Raw genomic sequence first — 22,795 nt, 5'->3', positions numbered from 1 at the left:
AACAGGCTGGGCGACCATGTCATCACTCACGAAAACCGAGCGAGAGAACCGCAAGCGGAAAGCGGCGCGCCGACAGACTTTGGTGTCTTATGTCCTATTGCTTCCCTATCTGGCGCTGATGGTGATGTTTGCGGTTTTCCCTGTGCTTTACGCGTTCGGGCTCAGCTTTTTTGACACTTTCGAGAACGTGTTCTGGGGCCTGACCAACTATCGCGAAGCTCTGAACGACTACCGCCTCGTACCCGCCATCTGGAATGTTTTGCAGTATGTTGTCATTTGGGTGTCTATGATGGTGATCGGTGTCACGCTGCTGGCGCTGCTGCTGGACACCTTATCCGAGCGTCCCGCCGCAGTGATCCGTTCGGTCTATTTCATGCCCGGCGCGATTGCGTCATCAGCTGTCGTGGTGTTGTGGCTGTTCCTTCTGGATCCGCTGGTCTCACCCTTCGGTTTTGTGTTCGAGGCGGTCGGTTGGGACAACCGGCAAAGCACGATCAGCGGCCTGGGTGAGGTCTGGATATTTGCGCTGATGGGGTTCCTGGGGAATTCCGGTGGCTGGATCGTGGTACTGGGCGGCGCATTGTCCGGCCTTTCGCGCGACATCCTCGAGGCCGCGCGGATCGACGGAGCGAACCCCTGGCAAATGGCTACGCGTATCAAGATCCCCATGATCTCGAAGACAATCACGCTGATGGCGATCATGACACTGGCGGTTGGTATGCAGATTTTCGTCGAACCGCATCTGATGTCCCTGGCAGGTGGTCAATTCGACAAGCCTGACTGGTCGGTCACACAGTTGGCCTATTTCTATGCTTTCCGCTTTGGCGATTTCGGTGTCGCCGCCGCGATCAGTACTTTGTCGCTGGTCCTGCCCCTGATCATCGCCTTCACGCTGATCTTCGCCACCCGTTTCTACAAAATCGACTAGACCCGTCATGGATACGTTGCTTCCAAAAAACAAACTGCGCCTGAGTTCCTTTGTGATCCGGTCGATTCTGGCCTTTTTTGTTGTCGTTTATGGCTTGCCATTGCTGTGGTTGTTCATCGCAGGAACTCGATCCGAAAGCTCTCTGATCTCAGACCCACCCCTTGCCTTGGGCAGCTTCGCGGCAATGAAAGAGACCTTTCTGAACCTGGCGGGCTACAACGATTTCCAGATGCTGACCTGGGCTGCGAACTCGGTCATTTACACGGTTGGCAGCGTGACACTGACCCTCGTGTCCTGCGTCCCGGCCGGATATGCGTTGGCAATGTCGGAGTTCCGCGGTCGCAAGATGATCCTCATCATGACGTTGGTGGCGATGATCACGCCATCGCAGGCGATTATCCTTCCGATCTTTCTTGAGATGACGATGCTGGGCCTGACGAACACGTATCTGGGCCTGATCCTTGCGTCGTCTTTCTTTCCCTTCGGTGTCTACCTGTCTTATATCTATTACACGACGTCACTGCCCAAAAGTGTCGTAGAAAGCGCGCGGATCGACGGGTGTGGCCACTTCCAGTGTTTCATTCATATGGCGTTACCGCTGGCAAAACCCCTGCTGGCGTTGGTGGCATTTTTCAGTTTCGTCAACAACTGGAACAACTACTTTCTGGCCTTCGTACTGATCTCGGATGACGACAAGCAAAACCTTCCCGTCGGGCTGACAACGCTGATCAACTCGTCCGGCGCGCTGAATCCGCAAGAGGCTGCAAACAACCTGCCCGTTGGCCAACCAGAGGCCATTCAGGCCGCAATTCTGGTGGTGCTGCCCATTATTCTGGTCTTCCTCGTCTCACAGAAATACGTAAGATCCGGCCTCAATGCAGGTGCCGAGAAAGGGTGACGTTTCATCAATGTCAGACGCATTTTAGCGCCTGAACCAGGAACCCGTCTTACCATCTAACTTGCTGGCGAAACTTGGCTGACCCTTCCGCTTACCAACAAGATCAAGACCGAGGCTTTTGAATTCGCTCTGGTTCAAGTTTCCGATAAACATGTCATCTTCAAAAGAATAGTATTCGGCGTCCTACATCGCGGCGTAAACTGTCAGCAGCGCGTCAGACGAGTGATTTGGCATTTCGAATATCTTCAACATGTCTGAGTGAAGCTCTATTTCTTCAAAGAAGGTCCAATGAGGACAAGTGATTTCCGAAATAAGCGGCGCGTTATCGCTGTATGTGGGTTCGGATGGCGTGCGTCGTCGAGGCTACCTTAAGCAATTCTTTCCCATAGTGTTTCCGTCCAGTCCTACGAAAGAACCACATCATCAAACCACAGGGTCAAGCCCCCCACACTGTACGATGTTGCAGGACCGTCGGACATAGACACTCTGGAATCGTCGCAACCCGCGCCACGGGCTTTACCGGCACCCATGATGATAGGGCTATGCCCTGTTTCCCAGATGCACGAGATATTCCCTAAGTGACTGAAACGCCGTGTACAGCACCGGGATCATCAGTAGGCCAAGTGTACTGTCAACGATCATTCCAAACAGGACCGGATAACCGATAGACGTCCGGGCTGCAGCACCGGCCCCACTGGCCAGGACCAGCGGCAGAACACCGATGATAAAGCACAGACCTGTCATGGTGACAGGGCGAAAGCGGATCTCAGCAGCTTTCAGGGCTGCGTCCTTGATGCTGACCCCGGACAGACGTTCCTGGTTTGTAAATTCAACAACCATAATGGCTTTCTTGGCCGCAAGACCGATCAGCAGAACCATCCCGACCTGCGCAAAGATGTTGCTGGTCAGAAACGGATAGAACGCCAGTGGAATAAGCGCGCCCAGCAAGGCAAAGACGGCTGAGGTGATGATCGCGAAAGGCAGGACCCAGCTTTCATACAGCACCACCAGAAACAGATAAGCCAGGATCAGCGCCGACAGCATGATATAGGGCACCAGGTTTTTCGACTTCACTTCTTGCTGGGTTACGCCGGACCATTCTATCCGAAAACCGTCCGGCAGCGTTTGGTCTGCAATCCGCTGCACAGCTTCAATCCCCGCGCCCGAACTGACATTATCCGCCAGTTGCGCACTGACCGAGGCCGCCGTTATGAGGTTGTAACGTGGGATGGAGTCCGGCGCCAGAACCGGCTCACTACTGACAAAGTTGCGCAGGGGCAACGACTCACCGGCGGTGTTTTTGACATAGATGTTGTCTACAGCGCTCAACGTCTGCCGAAACTGTGCGTCTGCAGAGATGATGACCCAATAGACCCGCTCGGACAGAATGAAATTATCGACGAAGTAGGAACTGAGGTTGGCCTGCAAGGCGGTGAAGATATCAGAAACACTGACGCCCAGCGTCTCGGCACGGTCTCGGTCTACCGACAAGCGATATTGCGGTGTCTGACCCGAAAAACTGCCATGCGCGCGGACAAATTCGGGCGCGGCGTTCAGCGCGGTTACGAGTGCATTCATCACGGAGCCCAAATTGCTGCCGTCGTCCTGCTGAAGATCCAGCAATTCGACCGAGATACCTCCGGTCGAGCCCAGCCCGTGAATGGTCGGGAAGGGAAAGACATAGCTTTCGGCCTCGGGCAAAGCAGCCAATTGCCTGTCCAGATTTTTCATGATGGCATGCCACTGCAGATCCGGGCTTGTCCGCTGGTCCCAGGGGGACAAGGTGACAATCGCCATGCCCGCATTGGACCTGCCCCCGGCCAACATGCTTGCGCCGGATACCGTGGTCACCGTTTCTACGCCGGGCACTTTTTCTATCACCTCACCAGCTTTCGACATGAACCTTTGCGTCCGTTGCAACGACGCCCCATCCGGCAATTGCATCGAAGCCAGCAGAACGCCGTTGTCTTCCTGCGGAATCAAGCCAGTGGGAACCGTCTTGAAAAGATAGACGGTTGCTGCGACGCAAACCGCGAATACCAGCAGCGACAGAACAATGTAGTGCAACATCAATGCGACAAGACGCATGTACAAACGCCTGATCCACCCAACGGCTGCGGGGACGAACCTTAACGGCCCGATGGGTTTGGTTCCGGATTTCAGAACCATCGCACACAAAACCGGGGCTAGCGTCAGTGCGTTTACGGCGGACAGGACAAACGCAAAAATGATGGTCGCTGCGAACTGAAAATAGATGGTCCCAGTCACGCCAGGAAAGAAGCAAACCGGCACGAACACCGCAGCCAGAACGAAGGTGGTTGCAACAATTGGCCGGTTCACCTGCGACATTGCCTTTAGCGTGGCCGCGCGCGGTTCCAGATTTTCCTCTTTCAGAATGCGCTCGGCGTTTTCGATGATGATGATCGCGTCATCCACGACCAGTGTGATCGCCAGCACCAGCGCAAACAAAGTGATCATGTTGGCGCTGAATCCAATGGCATAGATTAGTGCAACCGCCCCCAGCAGAGACACCGGAACCGCGATTGCGGGCACAAGGGTTGCGCGAAAACTGGCCAGAAAGAAGAAGGTCACGGCAATCACCAGACCGGCGGTCAGCGCGAGCGTCCTAAGGATATCCGCAATTGACACCCTAACGGCATCCGTAACGTCATAGGTGATCTTGTAGGAAACGCCTTGCGGGAACTTTGGCGACATCTCTTGCAGCAGCGCTTGGATGCGGTCCGAGATTTCCAGCGCATTGGCCGTGCTTTCCTGATGCACGGCAATTGCCGCAGTGTCCTGACCGTTCAACTGGGACGATCCTGAATAGGTGGCCGATCCCAGTTCGATCCGGGCCACATCCTCAAGCCGCGTGACCGATCCGTTGTCGCCGGTCGCGATGATAATCCGTCCGAACGCCTCGGCATCGCGCAGCAGACCCTCGGCGCGCAACTTGAACTGAAAGTCTGTGCGCGCGTCCCCAAACGGAGGGGCACCAACCTGCCCTGCCGTAGCAATGACGTTCTGGTTCCTTATCGCTTCGGCGATCTCGGCCGCCGTGATGTTCAACGCGGCCATGCGTACAGGGTTGATCCAGACCCGCATGCTGTATTCCAACTGGCCGAACTGCGAGACACCGCCAACACCGGGCAGGCGTTGCAGGGGGTCGTGCAGAAAATCGGCAGCGTAATTGCTCAGATACAACTCATCCCGTGATCCATCGGGCGAGGTCAGGTTGATCACCACGATCATATTGCCGGATTGTTTTGTAACTTCGATGCCCTGCTGCAGCACAATCGACGGCAGTTCCGAACTGGCCAAAGCAATCCGGTTCTGCACCTCGACCGCGGCAACATTTGGATCTGTACCCAGTTCGAACGACACACTCAGATCATACTGACCATCGTTCGAACTTTTGGACCGCATGTAGAGCATACCCTCGATGCCGTTGACGCGTTCCTCAATGGGCGTTGCAACCGATTCCTGAATGACCTGCGCATCTGCCCCCGGATAGCTGGCGGTCACGTAGATCTGTGTTGGCGTAATGTCGGGATATTCTGAAATCGGCATCAACCGGACACATACCGCGCCGAACAACACCATCAGAATCGCGATGACGGCAGCAAAATGCGGTCGGTCGATAAAGTAATGAGAGATCAAGCCCGTTCCTATCCCTGGCTATCAACCGGTTTTACGACCAATCCATCGTGAATCTTCTGCAAGCCCTGCACAACCACCCGATCGCCCTCTTTGATCCCTGAGGTGACCTGCGTTGTGGTGGCGGTCTGAAGGCCGATCTCGATATCCTTGCGGTGAACGGCGTTCTTGTCATCGACCGCGAAAACAAAATACCCCTGCTTGTCAAATTGCACCGCGTTACGCGGCACTGTCAGCACCTTGTTGTCATCGGAACCAATAACGCCAACAGTGACAAGTTGGCCCGGGATCAAAAGACCGTCGGGGTTCGGGAACGTGGCTCTCAATTCAATCGTATCTGTGTCTTGCCCGACCGAGTCACCGACAAAAGAGACCTGACCTTCAGCAGAGTATCTTTCACCATCGGCCAGAGTGATCCGGGTTTTCAGCTTGATACCTTGCGGAGTGATCGAACCGTTGCGGCGTTCTTGCAGCAAGACCGGTTCGCTGACAAAAAAGCTGACCAACATCGGATCGATGCTTGTGACCGTCGCCAAAACGCCGCTGTCCGAATTGACGATATTTCCGGCATCCACCGTCGACAATCCGATACGTCCGTCCAAAGGGCTGACAATCTCAGTATAATCCAGGTTGATCCGGGCAATGTTCAGATTGGCCTCAGCCTCATCAACCGCAGCTTGACCCTCGGCATAGGTGGCACGTGCCGCGTCCAGGACGGACTGCGAGATGTCGCCTTTCTCAAACAGGGCCTGCTGTCGTTCCAGTGCCGTCTTGTCGCGTTGCGCTGCGGCTTGCGCGCTTTTTAGCTCCGCCTCGGCTCTGGCCACGCTGGCTTGGTATGTTCGCCTCTCGATTCTGAACAGAACGTCATCCTTGGCCACCATTCCACCTTCGGTGAAATTGACCTCTTCAAGGACGCCTTCAACCCGGGCTTGCAGGTCAACGCTTTGATCGGCAACCACCCGACCCACAAAATCGTCCTGCTTTTTGATATCCTGCATCGCAGCAGACGCCACGATCACGCTGGGAGGGGAAGACGTTTGTGCCTGCGCGGCGGCCATGTCCGCAATTGCTGTTGCGGCGAGGACGCAAAGCAGCCAGCCGGTCCGTTTCTTCCAGCACGCGACGCTCTGAGCATAAGGTTTCATGGGTTCACTATTTACGCCGCGCTGCAACGGCGCAACGTAAATGTGGCTGTTGTAGTTGCACGGCTTGCGCTAGGGTTGAAAGCCTGTCGTGCGAAAACTGCGCGGCGGCAATCGTACGAGCCTGGCTAGACTGACGGCCGTAAAAAGGGAATGAGGCGCATATGACAACCCTCTATCACGCGCCGCTCACATGCTCATTGGCGGCCCGGTTCGCCGCGGCCGAAGGGGCGGTTGGTCTGAATCTTGCGCTGGTGAACCTGACCACCAAGAAAACACAGGCCGGAGGCTCGCTGTACGATATAAACCCGCTGGGTCAGGTTGCCGTTCTGCAGCTTGAGGACGGCACGAAACTGACCGAAACCTCGACCGTCCTAACTTGGATTCAATCGCAGTCCACCAACCCAGGCTTCCGGATCGCGCCGTCTGATCCCGCCTATTTCCAGATGCTGCGCTGGTTGGCCTTTTGCGCGACCGAACTGCACAAGGGTCTGTTTCGCGTTGTTTTTTATCAAGAAGCAACGGACGAGGTGAAAGACCGCGTACGCGGCCTGATGCCGTCGCGCTTAAAGCTGCTGGATAGCCATCTGACGGACCGGAAATATCTTCTGGGCGACAGGTTTTCAGCCGCCGATGCGTATCTGGCCTGGTTCTTTGTCCTATCCGGTTATGCGCGGGTCGATCACACCATGTTCCCGAATCTCGACGCTTATCGCGAGCGTGTTTTGGGACGGCGCGCCATCGGGGCTTTGATCGACGAAGACAGGCAGTTGGATCGAGATATATGTCAGAACCTTTTTGCGGCGTAACCTGAAGCCGGGCGCGCGGCCTTAGACTGTGTTGCGATCTACGATGTAACAAAATCCACGCGATGTTTCGTAAAAGCGGCTCGGTTGCCTGTTTCACAAGCGGTACAGATCGCTTCACCTAACAGTTGCGTGAGATTTCAACGCTATGGCAAACTAGGCTTTGCTCTCTGGGCTGTCTCAATTCAATACTGAGCCACCTGTCCCTACTTGCGGAGCTTTGATGCGAATTAGCGTAGGCATCGCCGTATCAATACTGGTTGCCATTTCCATCGGCGTATCAACCATTATTGTCCATTCCCTGTGGTGGACAACGGCGCGCGACAACAGCCGTATGCTTGCGGCTGAAATCAACAGCCAAATTGCGAACACGGTCCGCATCGAAGTGGGCGTCACGCTCCGATCAGCCGAGGCCGCCTGGGCCGCCGTGCGTACGATCTTTGTCCAGAACGTCATCGCGACGCGGCAAGCCGACAAGCGAGAGTTCGTGTTTTTGTCGCAATTGCAGGCACAACCGAATATTTCATGGATTTTCTTTGGCTGGCCGGACGGGAATTTTTTCGCGTCGCATCGTTTGGGCGACGGCGGGCTTGAGATGATCGAAATCGACAAGAATATCCGCGACCGGCAGTTGCGAAAGGATCGCTACATATTCATTCCCGGTGACATCCAGTTCGAAGAGCGGAGTTTTACCGAAACAACTTATGACCCGCGCGAACATGCCTGGTTTGAGAACTTCATGGGCCTCGAATCCACAGGCTGGATCGAAGCGCGCGACCTGCCGGGAAGCGAAAAGACCGTCTACACCTATGCCGGTCCCATAGATGTCAACCGAAGGCGGCAAGGCGTTCTTGCGGTTGCGATTGAAACCGACCGCCTCTCGCGCTTTCTGGCGACCCTTGCGCCGGGCGAATTCGGGGCCGCATTCATTCTGGACGCCGATGGCAAAGTGATTGCCGTACCGGATGCCCAGGCGGATGAGGTTACACCGGCCCGCATGGGCGAAGGCAAACTTTATGAGGTCGCCATGATCGCAGGGGAAAACCTGCTGGGTGCCCCCGGCACGAACGCTCCGGGCACTTTAACAAATCGCGTCGTCATCGACGGCGTGCCTTACGCCGTGGCCCTGACACCTTTGGGGTTCTATGGTTGGCGCGTCGCCACAGTCATTCCAGAATCCGCCTTTCTGTCCGGCATCGACAAGACATTGATTAACCTGCTCTATATTTTGATCGGAGTGGTCGTGGTCGCGACCGGAATGGCAATCTGGCTTGTCCGCAAAGTCATCGCGCAGCCGCTGGCATACATTGCCGAAGACCTGAGCAAAATCGAGCGTTTTGATGTTGAACGCATATCGCGCAGGCCCTCGAAACTGTCCGAGCTTGCCAACCTCTCTGCCGCGACCGCCAGCATGGCCGCGGGTCTTTCTGCTTTTCGAAAGTATGTCCCCACTGATCTGGTGCGCATGCTGGTCGCCGAGGGCATCAAGACCCAGCCGGGCGGAGACATGAAACAGATTTCCGTGTTGTTCTGCGATGTCACCGGGTTCACCGGACTGTCCGAGAAACTTGGCCCGAAGATTGTCCAGCTTATGGAGCCTTTTTTCAACGAAGCGTCCGAAGCCATCGCGCAGAACGGTGGAACGATCGACAAATTCATGGGTGATGCTGTGATGGCGTTTTGGGGTGCGCCGCGCAAAGATGTCGACCACGCCCAAAACGCCTGCCGCGCGGCGCTCGACCTTGTTGCCGCCGTGAAGGAGGCCGGGATCAAAGACGACGATGGCAATCCCCTGCATGTCAGGATCGGACTGAACAGCGGCGAGGCGCTGGTTGGCAATATCGGGTCAGAGCAACGGTTGAACTACACAGCGATTGGCGATGTGGTCAACGTGGCCAGCCGGTTGGAAGGGGCTAACAAGGACTATGGCACGCTGATTCTGATTGGCCCGGAAACAAGACGCCAGGCGGCCGATAAAATCGTCTCGCGCGAGTTGGATACGCTGACGGTATTCGGGCGCACCGAAGAATTGGTGGTATATGAACTGGTTGCGATGGCGGATGGATTCCACGGGTCGCTGGACTGGATACAGAGCTATGAACAGGGCCTTGCACACTATCGAGCCGGACGGTTCGACAAGGCTATTGCCGCATTTGAAGCCACCGACCGGGCCCGAAACGGTGATCCTGCCTCAGTCGTAATGATGTCTCGCGCCCAGGACCTGTTGGACAGCCCTCCATCAGACAATTGGCACGCGGTCACGAATACAGACAAGAAGCGGTAGCTAGGGTTCAGGCGACCCGCGCCTGCGCAACGTGTATTCCGGCAACTACGAAGGGACTCTGCCCAACGCAGCAATTACGAGATGCGGTTTGCAGTTGACCGAATCGCCGATGCCGAATGATGGGGTCAACCAGATCGAAACACGTCTTTTGCATCGCTTCGGCACCGTGAAACAAGGCCGGTTCAGGACCCGACCTGCATCGCTTCCGTTTCAATGGTGATATCCACTCGATCGCCGACCAATCCATTGTCGACGGCATAGGTCATGCCAAAATCGCTGCGTTGGACAACCGCATCAATTGAAAGACCAAGCACGAAGCGTTTATGCCCGAACGGATAGGCATCCGCCTTGTTCAGCGTCACGTTCAGCGTCACTGGCCGGGTGACTCCCAGAATCGTCAGATCACCAGTAACCGTGCCCGCGTTTTCAGTCTGCGCCGTTCCCGAGCTGGCCACAAAGGTAATTTCTGGAAATTTTGGTACGTTCAGAAAGTCCTTGTTCTTTACGTGCCCATTGCGCGCATCGTGAAAGGTATCGACGCTGTTGGCATCAATAGAGACTCGTACATTCGCCAGTTCCTGAGTCTCGGCATCATAGTCGAACGTACCCTCGACCGTTCCGAAAACACCCAGCGTCTTGGCATATCCGACGTGATCCACAGTAAAGAACACCGTGGTGTGATCGGGGTCCAGTTCGTAACTGGCCATTTCGGCAGCAGCAGCAAATGGAGTGGTTGCGATCAGAAATCCCAAAGCAAGATTGCGCATGGCTGGCCCCTTACAGGTCGTTGAACTAAATGACTGTGTCGAAACTCTGATATAGTCCGCAAACCGCGCCGATAAAGCAAACACCATGAGCCCGACCCGATTGATCTGCGCAACATGGAATATTCACCGCGCCAAAGGGGGCGACGGGCTTGTCGATCCTGACCGTATCCATCAGGCCATTGCCCAAAATCTGGCTCCGCTCGGGCTGGATGTTTTGGCGTTGCAAGAAGCCGATGGTGAATGCCGCCCGCATGCGCGCATTCTGGACATGGACCGGATCAGAGCCAACACCGGCTTGTCGTACCAGAACCGGGAACCGAGGATGCGGTGGGGGCCCGAAAGCGACGGTTTTTTAGGGACAATCCTGTTTCTAAACCCGCAATACGAGATAACCCACAAGGACGTTCTTGATCTTCCAGGTCATTGTCATCGCGGTGCCGTGGTTGTCGAGGCACGGTGTGACGGCATTCCGGTCCGCATCCTTTCGACCCATTTGTCCCTGTTTCAACCTTTGCGGATCGTACAGATGCGTATTATCGGACAATACCTGCGCCGCCGCCCCAAAACGAAAAACATCTTGTTGGGGGATTTCAACGAATGGCGGCCCTGGGGTGGTCTGATGTTTCATCCGCGCCTTGTCGGGCAGCCCTTTTGGGGACCAGCGCGCGCCACCTTTCCGGCACAACGCCCCATCCTGCCGCTGGACCGGATTCTAACGGACCGTCAGGATGCGATATCCAACGCCGCGGCCTGCAACACACCAAATCTGCGCATGGCGTCCGACCATTTGCCCTTGATTGCCAAGGTAACGGTTTCGTGATCACCTGAATAATCGCGCGCACCGGTTGTTATTACATTAGCCACATCAAAAACCCGCGCTAGTTTACAAGAAGTTATGTCAGTTCGATCCAAAGCCCAAACTCAATACTCCGCGACAAAGGCGCATCACTTCGACGGCCCGCTGTCCCCCCTGTTCGTCTTTGCAGGTCAGACTGTTCTGATCGCGTTTGGGCTGGCGCTTGTCGCCTTGTGGATTTTGCCATCAGCGCTGTGGGCTCTGGCAGCCTTCTTTGCAGCGTCGGCGGCGGCCGGTTGGGGTCTTGCCAATCGATATCCCTATGATGTGCTGGGTTTGTGCAACACCGTCACGCTGTTTCGGGTCGCTCTGGTCGCCTTGTTGTTCGGCATCTTGTTTGCACCGGATGCTGTCCCTGTTTGGCTGGTCTTCTGCATCGGCGTGATTGCGTTTGCGATGGACGGGCTGGACGGATGGCTTGCGCGCCGCTCAGGGTTGCAATCGGATTTCGGCGCGCGGTTCGACATGGAAACGGACGCCGCGCTGGGGGCCACTCTGGCGCTTTGGCTGATGTTGTCGGGAACCACGCAGGCCGAGGTGCTGATCCTCGGCTTTGCCCGCTACGCGTTTGTCGTAGCCGGATGGGCACTGCCGCAATTGCGCAGAGACCTTCCGCCTTCGTTCCGGCGCAAGGTCATCTGCGTGGTGCAGATCGCCGCCTTGCTGATACTCGTATGCCCGCTGACACCGGTCGTGCTGATCGCACCGCTATCGATCGGCGCGTCGATTGCGTTGTGCTATTCCTTCGGGGTCGATATCCACTGGCTGCTGCGCCGCGCCTCATGAGGATGTGGCTATCTCTCTGCCTCGGTGCTGGCTTGATCTTTTGCGTTCTGGTTCTGCCCAATCATCCCGGAACGATGACCTGGTCTGCCCTGCAGCGCTGGCCGCTGGAATTGCCCGTGATCCTGCTGCTGATGATCACACTGGGCAGGGTCCGGGGTCTAGCGACAGGTCTGGCCCTGGTTCTGGTCGTCGCAACCCTTTTGAAACTGGCGGACTACGCAACATTCACGGCGTATAACCGGACGTTTAATCCGATTGTTGATACGTTCCTTGTCGATGCCGGGTTTGGATTGTTGCAGGACAGTATCGGCCAGCCAATGGCAATTGCCTTGGCGCTTGTCGGATGCGCCCTTGTGATCCTGCTTTTCGTCTCGCTGCGGGTGGCGCTGACGGCGTGGAGCTCGCTGCCAACCCCCAGCTGGGCCAAGGCCGCAGCAGCAGCAGGCCTTCTGGTCACGGGCGCATGGGCCGTGGCCGATATCGGGCATCACCTCAACCAGTGGCGCTTTGAACGCAGCCCACCCGGTACCGCCTGGACCTCACGCCTTGTCTATAAACGAGGCACCGAAATGCGAGCGACTGCAGCGGATCTTGCCCAGTTCCGGAACGATGCGCAATCGGATCGGATGAGACAGGCCCAAGGCTTGCTGGACCGGTTGCAAGGTCGCGATGTGCTGCTTGTGTGGATCGAAAGCTACGGACGCGCTAGCTTCGACAACCCATTGTATTCGGAAACGCATAAGAGAACCCTGCTGCAGGCCGAGGCGGCCCTTGCGCAGACCGGAATGTCCATCAAAAGCGGCTGGCTGACCTCCCCCACGGCGGGCGGCGAAAGCTGGTTGGCACATGGCACGCTGGCCACGGGCTTGTGGGCCTCGGACAACGGTCGGTACAACGCGATGATCGCAAGCGGTCGCAAGTGGTTGTTCCATTACGCGCAGGATGCCGGGTACCGCACGTCAGCGATCATGCCAGCCATCACACTGGCGTGGCTAGAAAGCAGCGCGATGGGGTTCGACCATGTTTTTGCGGCAGCAGACATTCCTTATCAGGGCAAGCGATTCAACTGGGTGACAATGCCCGATCAGTTTACGCTTGCGGCATATCCCGACCTGTTGCCCCCCGATCTGCGGCCCGACTTTGTTCAGGTGGCTCTGATCTCGTCACACGCGCCATGGACGCCGGTGCCACATATGATCCCTTGGACGGATGTGGGGAATGGAACCATATTCAACCCGATGGCCGAACAGGGCCCGTCGCCGCGTGAGTTGTGGAAGGATCGGGACGCGGTGCGTGACGCCTATCGGCGTTCGGTCGACTACAGCCTGCAGGCCGTATTTTCCCACGTCGCCACTCTGGGCCCGCAAGCCCCCCTCGTCATTGTAGCAGGGGATCATCAGGCCGCTGGATTTGTGGCTGGCAGCGATAATCGCGACGTCCCAGTCCACGTGATCGGCCCGCCCGAGGTGCTGTCGCTTATCGATCAATGGGGGTGGACAAATGGGATAGTGCCGCAGGCAGACGGACCGGTGCGCCGTATGGACTCCTTCCGGGATGATTTCCTTGCAGCGTTCACCTCTTCTGCTCAACTGGCGGAGGCGGGGCAATGACCGGACGCCTGCTACGGCTACTCGGATCGCTTGCGCTCTTGGGCGGCTTGCTGTGGTACTGCGCGGCCGGAGATGTCTGGTTACGTTTGCGCGATGCCGACCCGGTCTGGATCGTGATTGCCGTTCTGGCGCTCAGTTGCAGCACGTTGTCCATGGCGCGCCGGTGGCAGATCACGGCGCGCGCCCTTGCGTTGGACATCAGCTACTTTAAAGCGCTGAGGGAGTACTATATTTCCCTGCTCGCAAACTCGATCCTGCCCGGCGGCGTTGTCGGAGATGTCAGCCGCGCCATACGAACCCGGCGCCACGGCGACTTGAAACGCGCGGCCCACTCCGTGCTGGCGGAACGGCTTCTGGGGCAGGCTGCCCTGCTGATGATCCTCGTCGTTGGCCTGAGCGCCGCGCTGATCTTGCCCGGGGGAATTCAGTGGCCCAATGCCACAGGATGGATTCTGGGCGCCGGCCTGATCCTTGCGACAAGCGCCATCGTGTGGTTGGCAAAGGCAAGAGTGACTGCAAGATTCACACGATTCAGCCTTGGCCTTATGGCCCGGCCGGATATCGCGTTGCATGCGGTGACGGCGGCCGCCCTGTTGATCTTTGGCCTTTACGCCAGTGCGCGGGCGACCGGCACCGTATTACCTCTTGAGGCCTGTTTTACGATCCTGCCTTTGGTCCTTTGCGCGATGCTCATCCCGCTTTCAATCGCGGGATGGGGGTGGAGAGAAGGCGCCGCGGCTGCCCTCTTGCCATTGGCGGGCGCTCCGGCCGAGGCCGGGATCGCCATGGGCATCTGCTACGGTGCGGTCATGCTGCTGGCCGCTTTCCCCGCCTTTGGTTTTATGTTCGTTCGAACAGAGTCTTCTTTAGAAACCAGATCATTGGAAAAAGCATAATGAACGCAGTGTTTGCAATACCCGGAGACAAGGATCAGCGCACCGGAGGTTATATATATGACGCGATGGTGCTGGCTTTGCTGAACAAGACCGGATGTGCGACCACGCATCTGCAATTGCCGGGCAGCTTCCCGGACGCACCGCCCGGGGATATGGAAACCGCTCTGGATGTTTTGCAATCCGTTCCGGGCTCTGCCCCGATCATCGTAGATGGCCTGGCTTTGGGCGCGATGCCCCCCGACGGAGTTGCCAACATCGACGCGCCGGTCATCGCGCTTGTTCACCATCCGCTTGGCCTTGAAACCGGTGTGCCCCCGGCACGTGCGGCGGAGTTGATCCGCAATGAGGCAGCCGTTCTGCAGCATACCGCGCATGTCATCGTGACCAGCACCCATATCGCGCGGACGCTTTCGGCCGATTTCGAGGTCTCTTCGGATCGTATAACTGTGGCCCAACCCGGCTTCAACCGTCCACAAACCATACCCGCGCCCGTTTCGCCGCCTCTTATCCTGAGCGTTGGATTGCTGGCCCCGCGCAAAGGGCATGACGTGCTGATCGCCGCGTTGGAGCAAATTGCCGATCTGCCCTGGCAAGCTGAAATCATAGGCCGACCACAAGATCCTGACTACACGGCTGTTTTGCGGGAACGCATCAACAGCGCAGGCCTCGGGCACCGCCTCCATATGGCGGGCGAAGTGGATGCCGCCGCGATCGAGGGTGCCTATCGGCGCGCCAGTATCTTTGCCTTGGCCACGCGGTACGAAGGCTACGGAATGGTCCTGAGCGAGGCGATGTTGCACGGGTTGCCCGTAGTCTCCTGCGCGGTTGGTGCAGTTCCGGACACGGTTGGCGATGCGGGTTGTCTGGTGCCCCCGGACCGACCCGAAGCCTTTGCCGCAGAATTACGCAACCTTCTGGAACATCCCGATCTACTGGCTCAGGCTGCGCGGGCCTCGGAACAGAGGGCCGCGAAGTTGCCGACCTGGCATGACACCACGCAGGCTTTCATAGATGTGATCACAAAGGTTGCCCGATGAGTCGCCCTTTTACTCTCCCATTCCCCTGCAATGAACTGGAACGCTTATGTTTGCCGTCGAAGTCCGCGACCACGTGATGATCGCACATTCCCTGCCCTCACCCGTTTTTGGCCCTGCCCAGGGGGTTCACGGGGCCACATTTGTTGTGGATGCGGCCTTTTACACCGAAGATCTGGATGAAAACGGGTTGGTCGTTGATATCGGTCTGGCCACCGAAGCCCTGGCACAGACCCTGGCCCCCCTGCGCTACGCCAATCTGGACGACGTGCCTGCGTTCAAGGGGAAAATCACCACGACGGAATTCCTGTGCCACCACATCTGGGATCAGCTCAGAACTGTCGCCAAAACCAGCGGGCTTGGTGACAATGGCCGTGTCCGGCGAATCCGGGTCCAACTGCACGAAAGCCATGTGGCACGTGGATGGTATGAAGCAGACATCTGAGACCCTTTTCCAACCGGATTGGCTGAGCCTGCGGGAACCGGTCGATCACGCAGCGCGCGCGCCGGGATTGTTGGCGCAGGCCGCCGCCTGCGTAGATGGCGGGATGACGATCCTTGATCTGGGTAGCGGCACCGGTTCAACTGCGCGGGCCTTTGCGGCCGCCGGGTTCCCGGATTTGCACTGGCGGTTCTTTGACAATGATCCGGCCCTGCTGAGCATCGCCAATGCCCGCCATCCCAAGGCAGAGTGTGTTCTGGGCGACCTGCGCCATGCTGGCGATCTGCCCCTTGACGGGGTGGGGCTGATTACTGCATCGGCCCTGTTCGACCTTATGCCGGAAGACTGGGTCGGTGCACTGATGACACAGGCGTTCAGCGCAGGGATACCGATTTACACCGCCCTCAACTATAACGGCATCATGCGTTGGTCCCCCAGCGACCTGCGCGACGATGCCATTACCCAGGCGTTCAACCGACATCAGAAGAAAGACAAAGGCATGGGCCCGGCTCTCGGCCCGGACTCGGGTTCAAGATTCGCCCAACTGTGCCAGGTAAGGGGCTGCGATGTCATTTCAGCTGACAGCCCGTGGCGGCTCGGGGTGGAAGAAACAGCCCTCCACCACATGCTGTTGACCGGAATTGGGCGCGCCGCGCACGAAGCAGGTGCCATGCAAGCGCCGGGATGGTGCCGGGACAGGCAAAACGCCGTCTCTGACACCGAGGGGATAATTGGCCATACCGACCACTTGGCAATCCCGAAGCGAAAGACCCGTCAAAGCGCAGCAGAACCCGGAGGCCCCGATGCACGACGTTGACGTAACCGCCAGGGTTTGGGACCGCATTCTCGCCGTGCGGGCTGGTCAGGGCTGTTTGTGCGGACCGGATTGGACCGAGGGCGAAAAGCGGGCCATCGCGCTTTATGGTGCATTGGCGCAGCCGCAGGGATCAGGCCAGGTGGTGGCGCAGATCGGGCAGTCTTTGGACGGACGCATCGCGACTGTTTCGGGGGACGCCAAAGATATCTCGGGGCGTGACGGCCTTTTGCACCTGCATCGGCTGCGCGCATTGTCCGATGCGGTTGTGATTGGCGTGAAAACAGCGCTTCATGACAATCCGCGCCTTACGGTCCGCATGGTAAAGGGGCAAAACCCGGTTCGTGTGATCATTGACCCAAACGGACGCATGCCCGCCGACCTTGGCCTGATGCAGGACCGCACTGCACGCTGCATCGTCGTCCAATCCGTGGATGTGCCACGCCCGGACCATATCGAGGTGATCAAGCTGCCGCGAACCCGCTGGATTTCACCTGAACAGATTCTTGAAGCATTGCGTCAGCGTGGGTTGAACCGGATTCTGGTCGAAGGTGGCGGGATAACGATTGCGCAATTCCTCGAGGGCGGGTTGCTGACCCGGCTGCACGTCGCGGTTGCGCCCTTGTTGATCGGCGCTGGCCCGCAAGGGTTGACCACGTCGCCGGTCGCAAGTCTGGCGCAAGCGCTGCGCCCCAAAACGGATGCCTATGGTCTTGGTACGGATGTGCTGTTTGACTGCACGCTTGAACCTGCACTTGTGCAAGGAATGTCGTATCCTCTTCCATGTCGCACAGCAGCCCATGCGCCCTGACGTTCCTTTGCCTACGGACCCTGACACCCGCCAAACCAAATCTGGACAATGACAGCCGATACAAACCCAACCGCCAGAGCTTTTTGGATCACTCAAGCTGAAATCGCTGAATTCCGGGACGTGGCTGTTACAGAACAACCGGACCACATACTGGTCAAAACTTTGTACTCCGGCATCAGCCGGGGCACGGAACGTCTGGTGTACCGGGGGCAGGTTCCGCCGAGCGTTTTTGACACCATGCGCGCACCGTTTCAGGAGGGAAGTTTCGCATTCCCGATCAAATATGGCTATGCGGCGGTTGGAACCGTGCAATCCGGTCCACGGGCGGGTGAGGTCGTTTTTGTTCTGCATCCTCATCAAACGCAGTTCAGCGTACCCTCGCTCTCAGCTGTCACGGTCAGCCCCGACATCCCGCCCGCCCGCGCCATTTTGGCGGCCAATATGGAAACAGCGTTGAACATTGTTTGGGATGCGGGCGTGTCTGCTGGAAGCAGGGTCACCATTGTCGGCGGCGGAGTTGTGGGGGCTTTGACCGGGTATCTCTGCGCAAAGATTCCGGGAACCGAGGTTTGCGTCGTGGATATCGACCCCGGCAAGGCCCTGCTTGCGCAGCAATTTGGTTGTAACTTTGCGACCCCGGACGCGGCACCTCGGAACTCGGATGTAGTGATCCATGCTTCTGCGACTTCTGAAGGGCTGGCAACCGCCATAGCCGCCGCAGGGACCGAGGCGACAATCGTAGAAGCCAGTTGGTACGGAAATCGCATAAGCAACGTGCCCTTGGGTGCCCAGTTTCACCAGGAACGGTTGCGGATCGTCAGCAGTCAGGTTGGGCGCATCCCCGCGCATATGGCCGCACGCTGGGATCACCGCAGGCGATTGGGCAAGGCTATCGCGTTATTGAAAGACCCGGCTCTGGACGCGCTTATTTCAGGTGAAACAGTGTTTGACGATTTGCCGCAAAACTACGGGGCAATACTGGATGACCCATCCACCCTTTGCCACCGGATAAGGTACGCCAGCACGTAACGGTCCTGCCGGAACTGACCGCTGCATAGTACTTTTAGGCTGGACGGGAGAGGAAACGCGTGGCCTCTTCGTTGGCAAGTAACTCTGCAATCCCACGCGATATTCACGCAGGCTTGCTTTGAAGCACCGTCCGAAATCTGCTGCGCACCTGATGATGGGCTCAGGCCCAGCGACTTCACCAAAACAATGGGATGAAGACGCCCAGAGACCTCAGCGCAACCAAGTGTTGCAACTGTTCGTAAAGACCCTCTGCGCTTGAGTGTCCACCCATACAGTCGAGGAATTTTTCACGTTTCTGCGTCTCCAAGAATGGCTTGGTGATGTTGCCCTTTGGATTGCGCGTAACCCGCTCGACTAACGATCCGTCCACGAGTGCCGCGGTCAGGATACGCGGCAGAAAGTCTTCGAACGCTTCTTCCTCGACTGTGTAGTGAGCCATCTTGATCTGGCCCAGCAGAGGTTCGTCCGCATAGACCTCGATCCCTTCAGGGGTATAATCCGCGACGTACAACCGGCCCGCCCGCACGGCACGCGCGATGCAATAGAACATGGAAAACCCGGCTTGCATTTCGCATTCGGGATGCGGTTCTATTGATTGCAGCGGCCGTAAGTGCGCGCTGACGTTCTGTCGATTGGGAAAAGATACACCAATCCGCGAAGCGTTCCAGAACAGTGCCCATATCAGTTGGGCATGCTGGTCGGGGCCAGCACGGTCTCAACGATCTCGGCAAACCACGCCGCGCCGACGGGCAGGACATCATCGTTGAAATCGTAACGCGGATTGTGCAGCGGCACGGCCTGCTCTCCGGGTTTGGTGGTGCCGATCCGGGCAAAGCAACCGGGGCGCGCTTGTGCCAAAAAGGCGAAATCCTCACCCCCCATTGCCGGTGGCCGCTTCAGCATCACATTCTCGCCGCCAACAACGGCAATCGCGGCATCCATGCCGAAATCAGTCGGCGCGTCCGCGTTGATCACAGGCGGATAGCCGCGTCGGTAATCGACGGCGACCTCGGCCCCCATCGTTGCCGCCGCGTTGCGGGCAACCTCGGAAATCAGCCTTTCAAGCTCGTCCTGAACCTCGGGCGTCAGACTGCGGGCGGTGCCTTGCAGTTCAGCCACCTCGGGGATCACATTGCCTGTGGTGCCTGCATGAAACTGCGTGACCGAGATCACGCCGTTCTCCAACGGATCGATGCGGCGCGAGAGGATCGTCTGCAGCGACAAAGCAACCTGCGCCCCGGCGATCAGCGGATCAACGGTGAGATGCGGGCGCGCGGCGTGCCCGCCTTTGCCCGTGACTGTGATGGAAAACCGGTCGGACGCGGCCATTGTCGGGCCTTTGACCACGCTCATCACACCTTCGGGCAATAGTGGATCGTTGTGCTGGCCGAACACCATATCGGCGGGAAACTTCTCGAAGAGGCCCGCATCAAGCAGGCTTTTGGCGCCAGCCAGCCCTTCCTCGGCGGGTTGAAAGATCGCGTGAACCGTGCCCGAGAACCGGCGCGTCTGCGACAGGTATTTCATCGCGCCCAACAGCGTCGCGGTATGCCCGTCATGGCCGCAGCCATGCATGACCCCCGGCACGGTCGAGGCCCAGGGCGCATCACCCTGATCTACCATCGGCAGGGCATCCATGTCGGCCCGCAGCGCCACGGCTCGGTTGCCGTCGCCTGCGCGTAGGGTTGCGACGATGCCGGTCTCGGTCAGGCGCTCGAACGGGATGCCCCATTCCGTGAGGTGTCGAGCGACGAAGTCCGAGGTCTCGAATTCCTTATAGCCCAGCTCGGGGTGGGCATGGAGATGTCGGCGCCAGCTGGTCATTTCACCGGCATAAGCAGCGATTTCAGAAGGAATGGCCATAAGAAACCTCATGCATTGAAAAGGCCCCGCCCTCTGCCTGCGTCTGGCCGAGGGCGGAGACCCGTGTTTGGCATCAATCGTCCTGAATGGCGGCAAGCGCCTTGTTCATCCGGGCTTTTCTGATCCGCATGATGATCATGATCACCGTCAGGATCAGGATCGTCAGCGAAATCGGGCGCTGGAAGATGATCCAGAGGCCGTCATTGGCAAGCAGCTGGGTCTGGCGCACCGCACGCTCCATCCCGCCGCCCAAAAGCAGGGCAATCATGAAGGCGGGGATGTTGTAGTTGTAGCGCCGGAACAGATAGCCAAGCACTCCGAACAGAACCATGATCCACACGTCGAACAGCGACGAATGCAGCACGTAGGCCGACGAGACCGAGATCATCAGGATCAGCGAATAGGTGATCCGCGCCGGCACCGCCAGAATGATTCGTCCGATCATCGGGCTGAACCAGAAGCCCACCACGAAATAGGCGACGATGCAGAACAGACCGGCGCTGAACAGCGCATAGATCAGGTTGGCATCTTCGGTGAAGACCTGCGGGCCCACTGTGATGCCGTGGATCAGCATCGCACCCGCCAGCAGTGCTGCCTGCGTTGAACCGGGGATCCCAAGCGTCAGCAGCGGGATCAGGTTCGCGCCCGAGGTTGCGTTGTTGGCCGCCTCGGATGCTGCGACGCCTTTGACCTCGCCATCGCCCCATTCATCATCGGGCTTGGCCTGACGTCGCGCCTCGCCGAAGGACAGGAACGACGCAACCGAGGCTCCGATGCCGGGGAACATGCCGACCGAGGCCCCGATGAACATCGACCGCACGATCGTCGGCAGAACCCGCAGATAATCCGCAAGGCCGAACGTGTCGTCGGGTTTGCTGACTTCGTTTTTCTGGTTCTCTTGGTCTTTGTGCGAGGTCGCGCCGAAATCCCGAACGTCAAAGCGGTGGAACACTTCGCCGACCACAAAGATACCGATCAGCGCCGGAACCAGCGGCAGGCCATCCATCAGCGGCAGCTGATCAAAGGTCATGCGCAGGTTGCCCGAGATCGGGTCGAACCCGACCAAGGCCAGAGTGATGCCGAACAAGGTGCTGATGATGCCTTTGATCATCGATTCACCGATGATCGACGAGATCACCACAAAGGCCAGAATATAGATCGTCACCAGCTCGGGCGGGCCGATTTTCACGGCGTAAACGGCAAGATAGGCCGCACCGAAGATCAGCAGACATTCCGAGAAGAAATCGCCCGTGGCCGAGGCCGCCGTGGCCGCACGCAGCGCCTTTACCGGGTATCCCTTCCGCGCCAGCGGATGACCTTCGATCATGGTTGCCGCCGCGGAAGGGGTCCCGGGAGTGTTGAACAGAATTCCGGGGATCGAGCCGCCGAAATCCGATGATTTTGAGATCGTGTACATCAGGATCAACGCGATCAGCGGATCCAGATAGAACGAAAAGGGCAGAAGCAGAGCAACAGCCGTGGTACCGCTGAGGCCGGGCACGGCGCCGACGAGAATACCCGCAACCGAGCCGATGATGGCAACAATCACCGCGCTGGGGCTGGTGATGAACGCCGACATACCTTCCAGGAATGGAGACATATTCTAGGTCCTTTTGATCGGTCTTCGGATGCGTTCAGAACGCGGCAAAGAAGTCGCGGCGCCATGTGGGCACCTTGTCGTTCAACCCGGTCGAAATCAGCGCGCCGTCGCCTTCGGTGATGCCCAGCACAAAGAAGAACAGAAGGTAGGAAATCAGGGTGAAACACACCGCGATCGTTGCCTGCTTGCGACCGAACGCTCCGGTAAACAGGCTGACCGCGACAAAGCCCACGATGGTGGTGGCGATGATGTATTCGGCAGCCCAGAACAGGATCGGATAGGCACAGCCCACCAGCCCAATCAGAACGCCGCGCCGTGTCATGAACGGAAAATAGGCATCCGGGTCCTCGCGCTCTTCCAGACTGGCACGTGCTGCGGGCGACAGGATAACCACGGCCAGCAAGATGACCGACAGGACGATGATGGCCAATGCAAAGGCAACTCCGCTGTCCTGCGCAATCCCGGCCAAGCCACCAACGGACAGCAGATCATACGCGCCCGCCAGAAAAACAACGATCATGAAGATCCCGAACAGGATCTCGCCGTCAAGCCACCTAGGCATCTCTCTC

General features: G+C 58.0%; 20 protein-coding genes. 13 read left to right on the top strand and 7 right to left on the bottom strand.

Annotated features, from left to right (window positions below; all coding sequences use genetic code 11):
- Positions 1–16: 16 nt before the first annotated feature.
- Both ACR0JN_RS16960 and ACR0JN_RS16955 read left to right on the top strand, forming a co-directional pair.
- The gene (locus tag ACR0JN_RS16960; RefSeq protein WP_480887388.1) at positions 17–928 is read left to right on the top strand and encodes a carbohydrate ABC transporter permease; all 912 of its coding nucleotides are present in this window, start codon (positions 17–19) and stop codon (positions 926–928) included.
- Positions 929–935: 7 nt separating this feature from the next.
- Positions 936–1,826 carry a carbohydrate ABC transporter permease gene (locus tag ACR0JN_RS16955; RefSeq protein WP_480887387.1) on the top strand — a complete coding sequence of 297 codons (891 nt, stop codon included), beginning with the start codon at positions 936–938 and terminating at the stop codon, positions 1,824–1,826.
- A gap of 540 nt (positions 1,827–2,366) precedes the next feature.
- Here ACR0JN_RS16955 and ACR0JN_RS16950 read toward each other — a convergent pair.
- Positions 2,367–5,486 carry an efflux RND transporter permease subunit gene (locus ACR0JN_RS16950; protein ID WP_480887385.1) on the bottom strand — a complete coding sequence of 1,040 codons (3,120 nt, stop codon included), beginning with the start codon at positions 5,484–5,486 and terminating at the stop codon, positions 2,367–2,369.
- Positions 5,487–5,494: 8 nt separating this feature from the next.
- The gene (locus ACR0JN_RS16945; RefSeq protein ID WP_480887383.1) at positions 5,495–6,631 is read right to left on the bottom strand and encodes an efflux RND transporter periplasmic adaptor subunit; all 1,137 of its coding nucleotides are present in this window, start codon (positions 6,629–6,631) and stop codon (positions 5,495–5,497) included.
- A gap of 161 nt (positions 6,632–6,792) precedes the next feature.
- Between ACR0JN_RS16945 and ACR0JN_RS16940 the strand changes: the two genes are divergently transcribed.
- Together ACR0JN_RS16940 and ACR0JN_RS16935 are read left to right on the top strand one after the other, a co-directional pair.
- Complete coding sequence (locus tag ACR0JN_RS16940) at positions 6,793–7,437, top strand: glutathione binding-like protein (protein WP_480887382.1); 645 nt, start codon at positions 6,793–6,795, stop codon at positions 7,435–7,437.
- 220 nt (positions 7,438–7,657) lie between these two features.
- A complete protein-coding gene (locus ACR0JN_RS16935; protein ID WP_480887379.1) occupies positions 7,658–9,718 on the top strand; it encodes an adenylate/guanylate cyclase domain-containing protein in 2,061 nt (686 codons plus the stop codon).
- Positions 9,719–9,900: 182 nt separating this feature from the next.
- Here the strand turns inward: ACR0JN_RS16935 and ACR0JN_RS16930 are convergent, their stop codons facing one another.
- Positions 9,901–10,485, bottom strand: a complete 585-nt coding sequence (locus ACR0JN_RS16930) for a YceI family protein (protein ID WP_480887377.1) — start codon at positions 10,483–10,485, stop codon at positions 9,901–9,903.
- Positions 10,486–10,570: 85 nt separating this feature from the next.
- Here ACR0JN_RS16930 and ACR0JN_RS16925 point away from each other — a divergent pair, with 85 nt between their 5' ends.
- The 9 genes from ACR0JN_RS16925 (at position 10,571) to ACR0JN_RS16885 (ending at position 18,763) form a co-directional block, all read left to right on the top strand.
- Positions 10,571–11,305: an endonuclease/exonuclease/phosphatase family protein gene (locus ACR0JN_RS16925; RefSeq protein ID WP_480887375.1), complete on the top strand. Its 735-nt coding sequence runs from the start codon at positions 10,571–10,573 to the stop codon at positions 11,303–11,305.
- A gap of 75 nt (positions 11,306–11,380) precedes the next feature.
- A complete protein-coding gene (locus tag ACR0JN_RS16920; RefSeq protein ID WP_480887373.1) occupies positions 11,381–12,127 on the top strand; it encodes a CDP-alcohol phosphatidyltransferase family protein in 747 nt (248 codons plus the stop codon).
- Positions 12,128–12,201: 74 nt separating this feature from the next.
- The gene (locus ACR0JN_RS16915) at positions 12,202–13,737 is read left to right on the top strand and encodes a sulfatase-like hydrolase/transferase (RefSeq protein ID WP_480887371.1); all 1,536 of its coding nucleotides are present in this window, start codon (positions 12,202–12,204) and stop codon (positions 13,735–13,737) included.
- Positions 13,734–14,633 (top strand): lysylphosphatidylglycerol synthase transmembrane domain-containing protein, encoded by a 900-nt coding sequence (locus ACR0JN_RS16910; protein WP_480887369.1) that lies wholly within the window; start codon positions 13,734–13,736, stop codon positions 14,631–14,633. The genes ACR0JN_RS16915 and ACR0JN_RS16910 overlap by 4 nt, the downstream gene beginning before the upstream one ends.
- Complete coding sequence (locus ACR0JN_RS16905; protein ID WP_480887368.1) at positions 14,633–15,670, top strand: glycosyltransferase family 4 protein; 1,038 nt, start codon at positions 14,633–14,635, stop codon at positions 15,668–15,670. The genes ACR0JN_RS16910 and ACR0JN_RS16905 overlap by 1 nt, the downstream gene beginning before the upstream one ends.
- 46 nt (positions 15,671–15,716) lie before the next feature.
- Entirely contained in the window at positions 15,717–16,112 is a 396-nt protein-coding gene (locus ACR0JN_RS16900) for a 6-pyruvoyl trahydropterin synthase family protein (protein WP_480816494.1), read from the top strand.
- Positions 16,096–16,926, top strand: a complete 831-nt coding sequence (locus ACR0JN_RS16895) for a class I SAM-dependent methyltransferase (protein WP_480887367.1) — start codon at positions 16,096–16,098, stop codon at positions 16,924–16,926. Before ACR0JN_RS16900 ends, ACR0JN_RS16895 begins: the two co-directional genes overlap by 17 nt.
- Positions 16,913–17,734, top strand: coding sequence for a RibD family protein (locus ACR0JN_RS16890; protein WP_480887365.1), 822 nt, complete (start codon positions 16,913–16,915; stop codon positions 17,732–17,734). Before ACR0JN_RS16895 ends, ACR0JN_RS16890 begins: the two co-directional genes overlap by 14 nt.
- A gap of 120 nt (positions 17,735–17,854) precedes the next feature.
- The gene (locus tag ACR0JN_RS16885) at positions 17,855–18,763 is read left to right on the top strand and encodes a zinc-dependent alcohol dehydrogenase (RefSeq protein ID WP_480887363.1); all 909 of its coding nucleotides are present in this window, start codon (positions 17,855–17,857) and stop codon (positions 18,761–18,763) included.
- 175 nt (positions 18,764–18,938) lie between these two features.
- Here ACR0JN_RS16885 and ACR0JN_RS16880 read toward each other — a convergent pair whose 3' ends face one another.
- The 4 genes from ACR0JN_RS16880 to ACR0JN_RS16865 form a co-directional block, all read right to left on the bottom strand.
- Positions 18,939–19,355, bottom strand: a complete 417-nt coding sequence (locus tag ACR0JN_RS16880; RefSeq protein ID WP_480887415.1) for a hypothetical protein — start codon at positions 19,353–19,355, stop codon at positions 18,939–18,941.
- Positions 19,356–19,444: 89 nt separating this feature from the next.
- Positions 19,445–20,626 (bottom strand): M20 aminoacylase family protein, encoded by a 1,182-nt coding sequence (locus ACR0JN_RS16875; protein ID WP_480887362.1) that lies wholly within the window; start codon positions 20,624–20,626, stop codon positions 19,445–19,447.
- 73 nt (positions 20,627–20,699) lie between these two features.
- Positions 20,700–22,226 carry a tripartite tricarboxylate transporter permease gene (locus ACR0JN_RS16870; protein WP_480887360.1) on the bottom strand — a complete coding sequence of 509 codons (1,527 nt, stop codon included), beginning with the start codon at positions 22,224–22,226 and terminating at the stop codon, positions 20,700–20,702.
- Between the two features lie 34 nt (positions 22,227–22,260).
- Positions 22,261–22,788: a hypothetical protein gene (locus ACR0JN_RS16865; protein WP_480887358.1), complete on the bottom strand. Its 528-nt coding sequence runs from the start codon at positions 22,786–22,788 to the stop codon at positions 22,261–22,263.
- Between the last annotated feature and the right edge of the window lie 7 nt (positions 22,789–22,795).

Source organism: Ruegeria sp. G12 (assembly GCF_056533565.1).
This window is presented reverse-complemented; position numbering and strand designations above follow the sequence as displayed.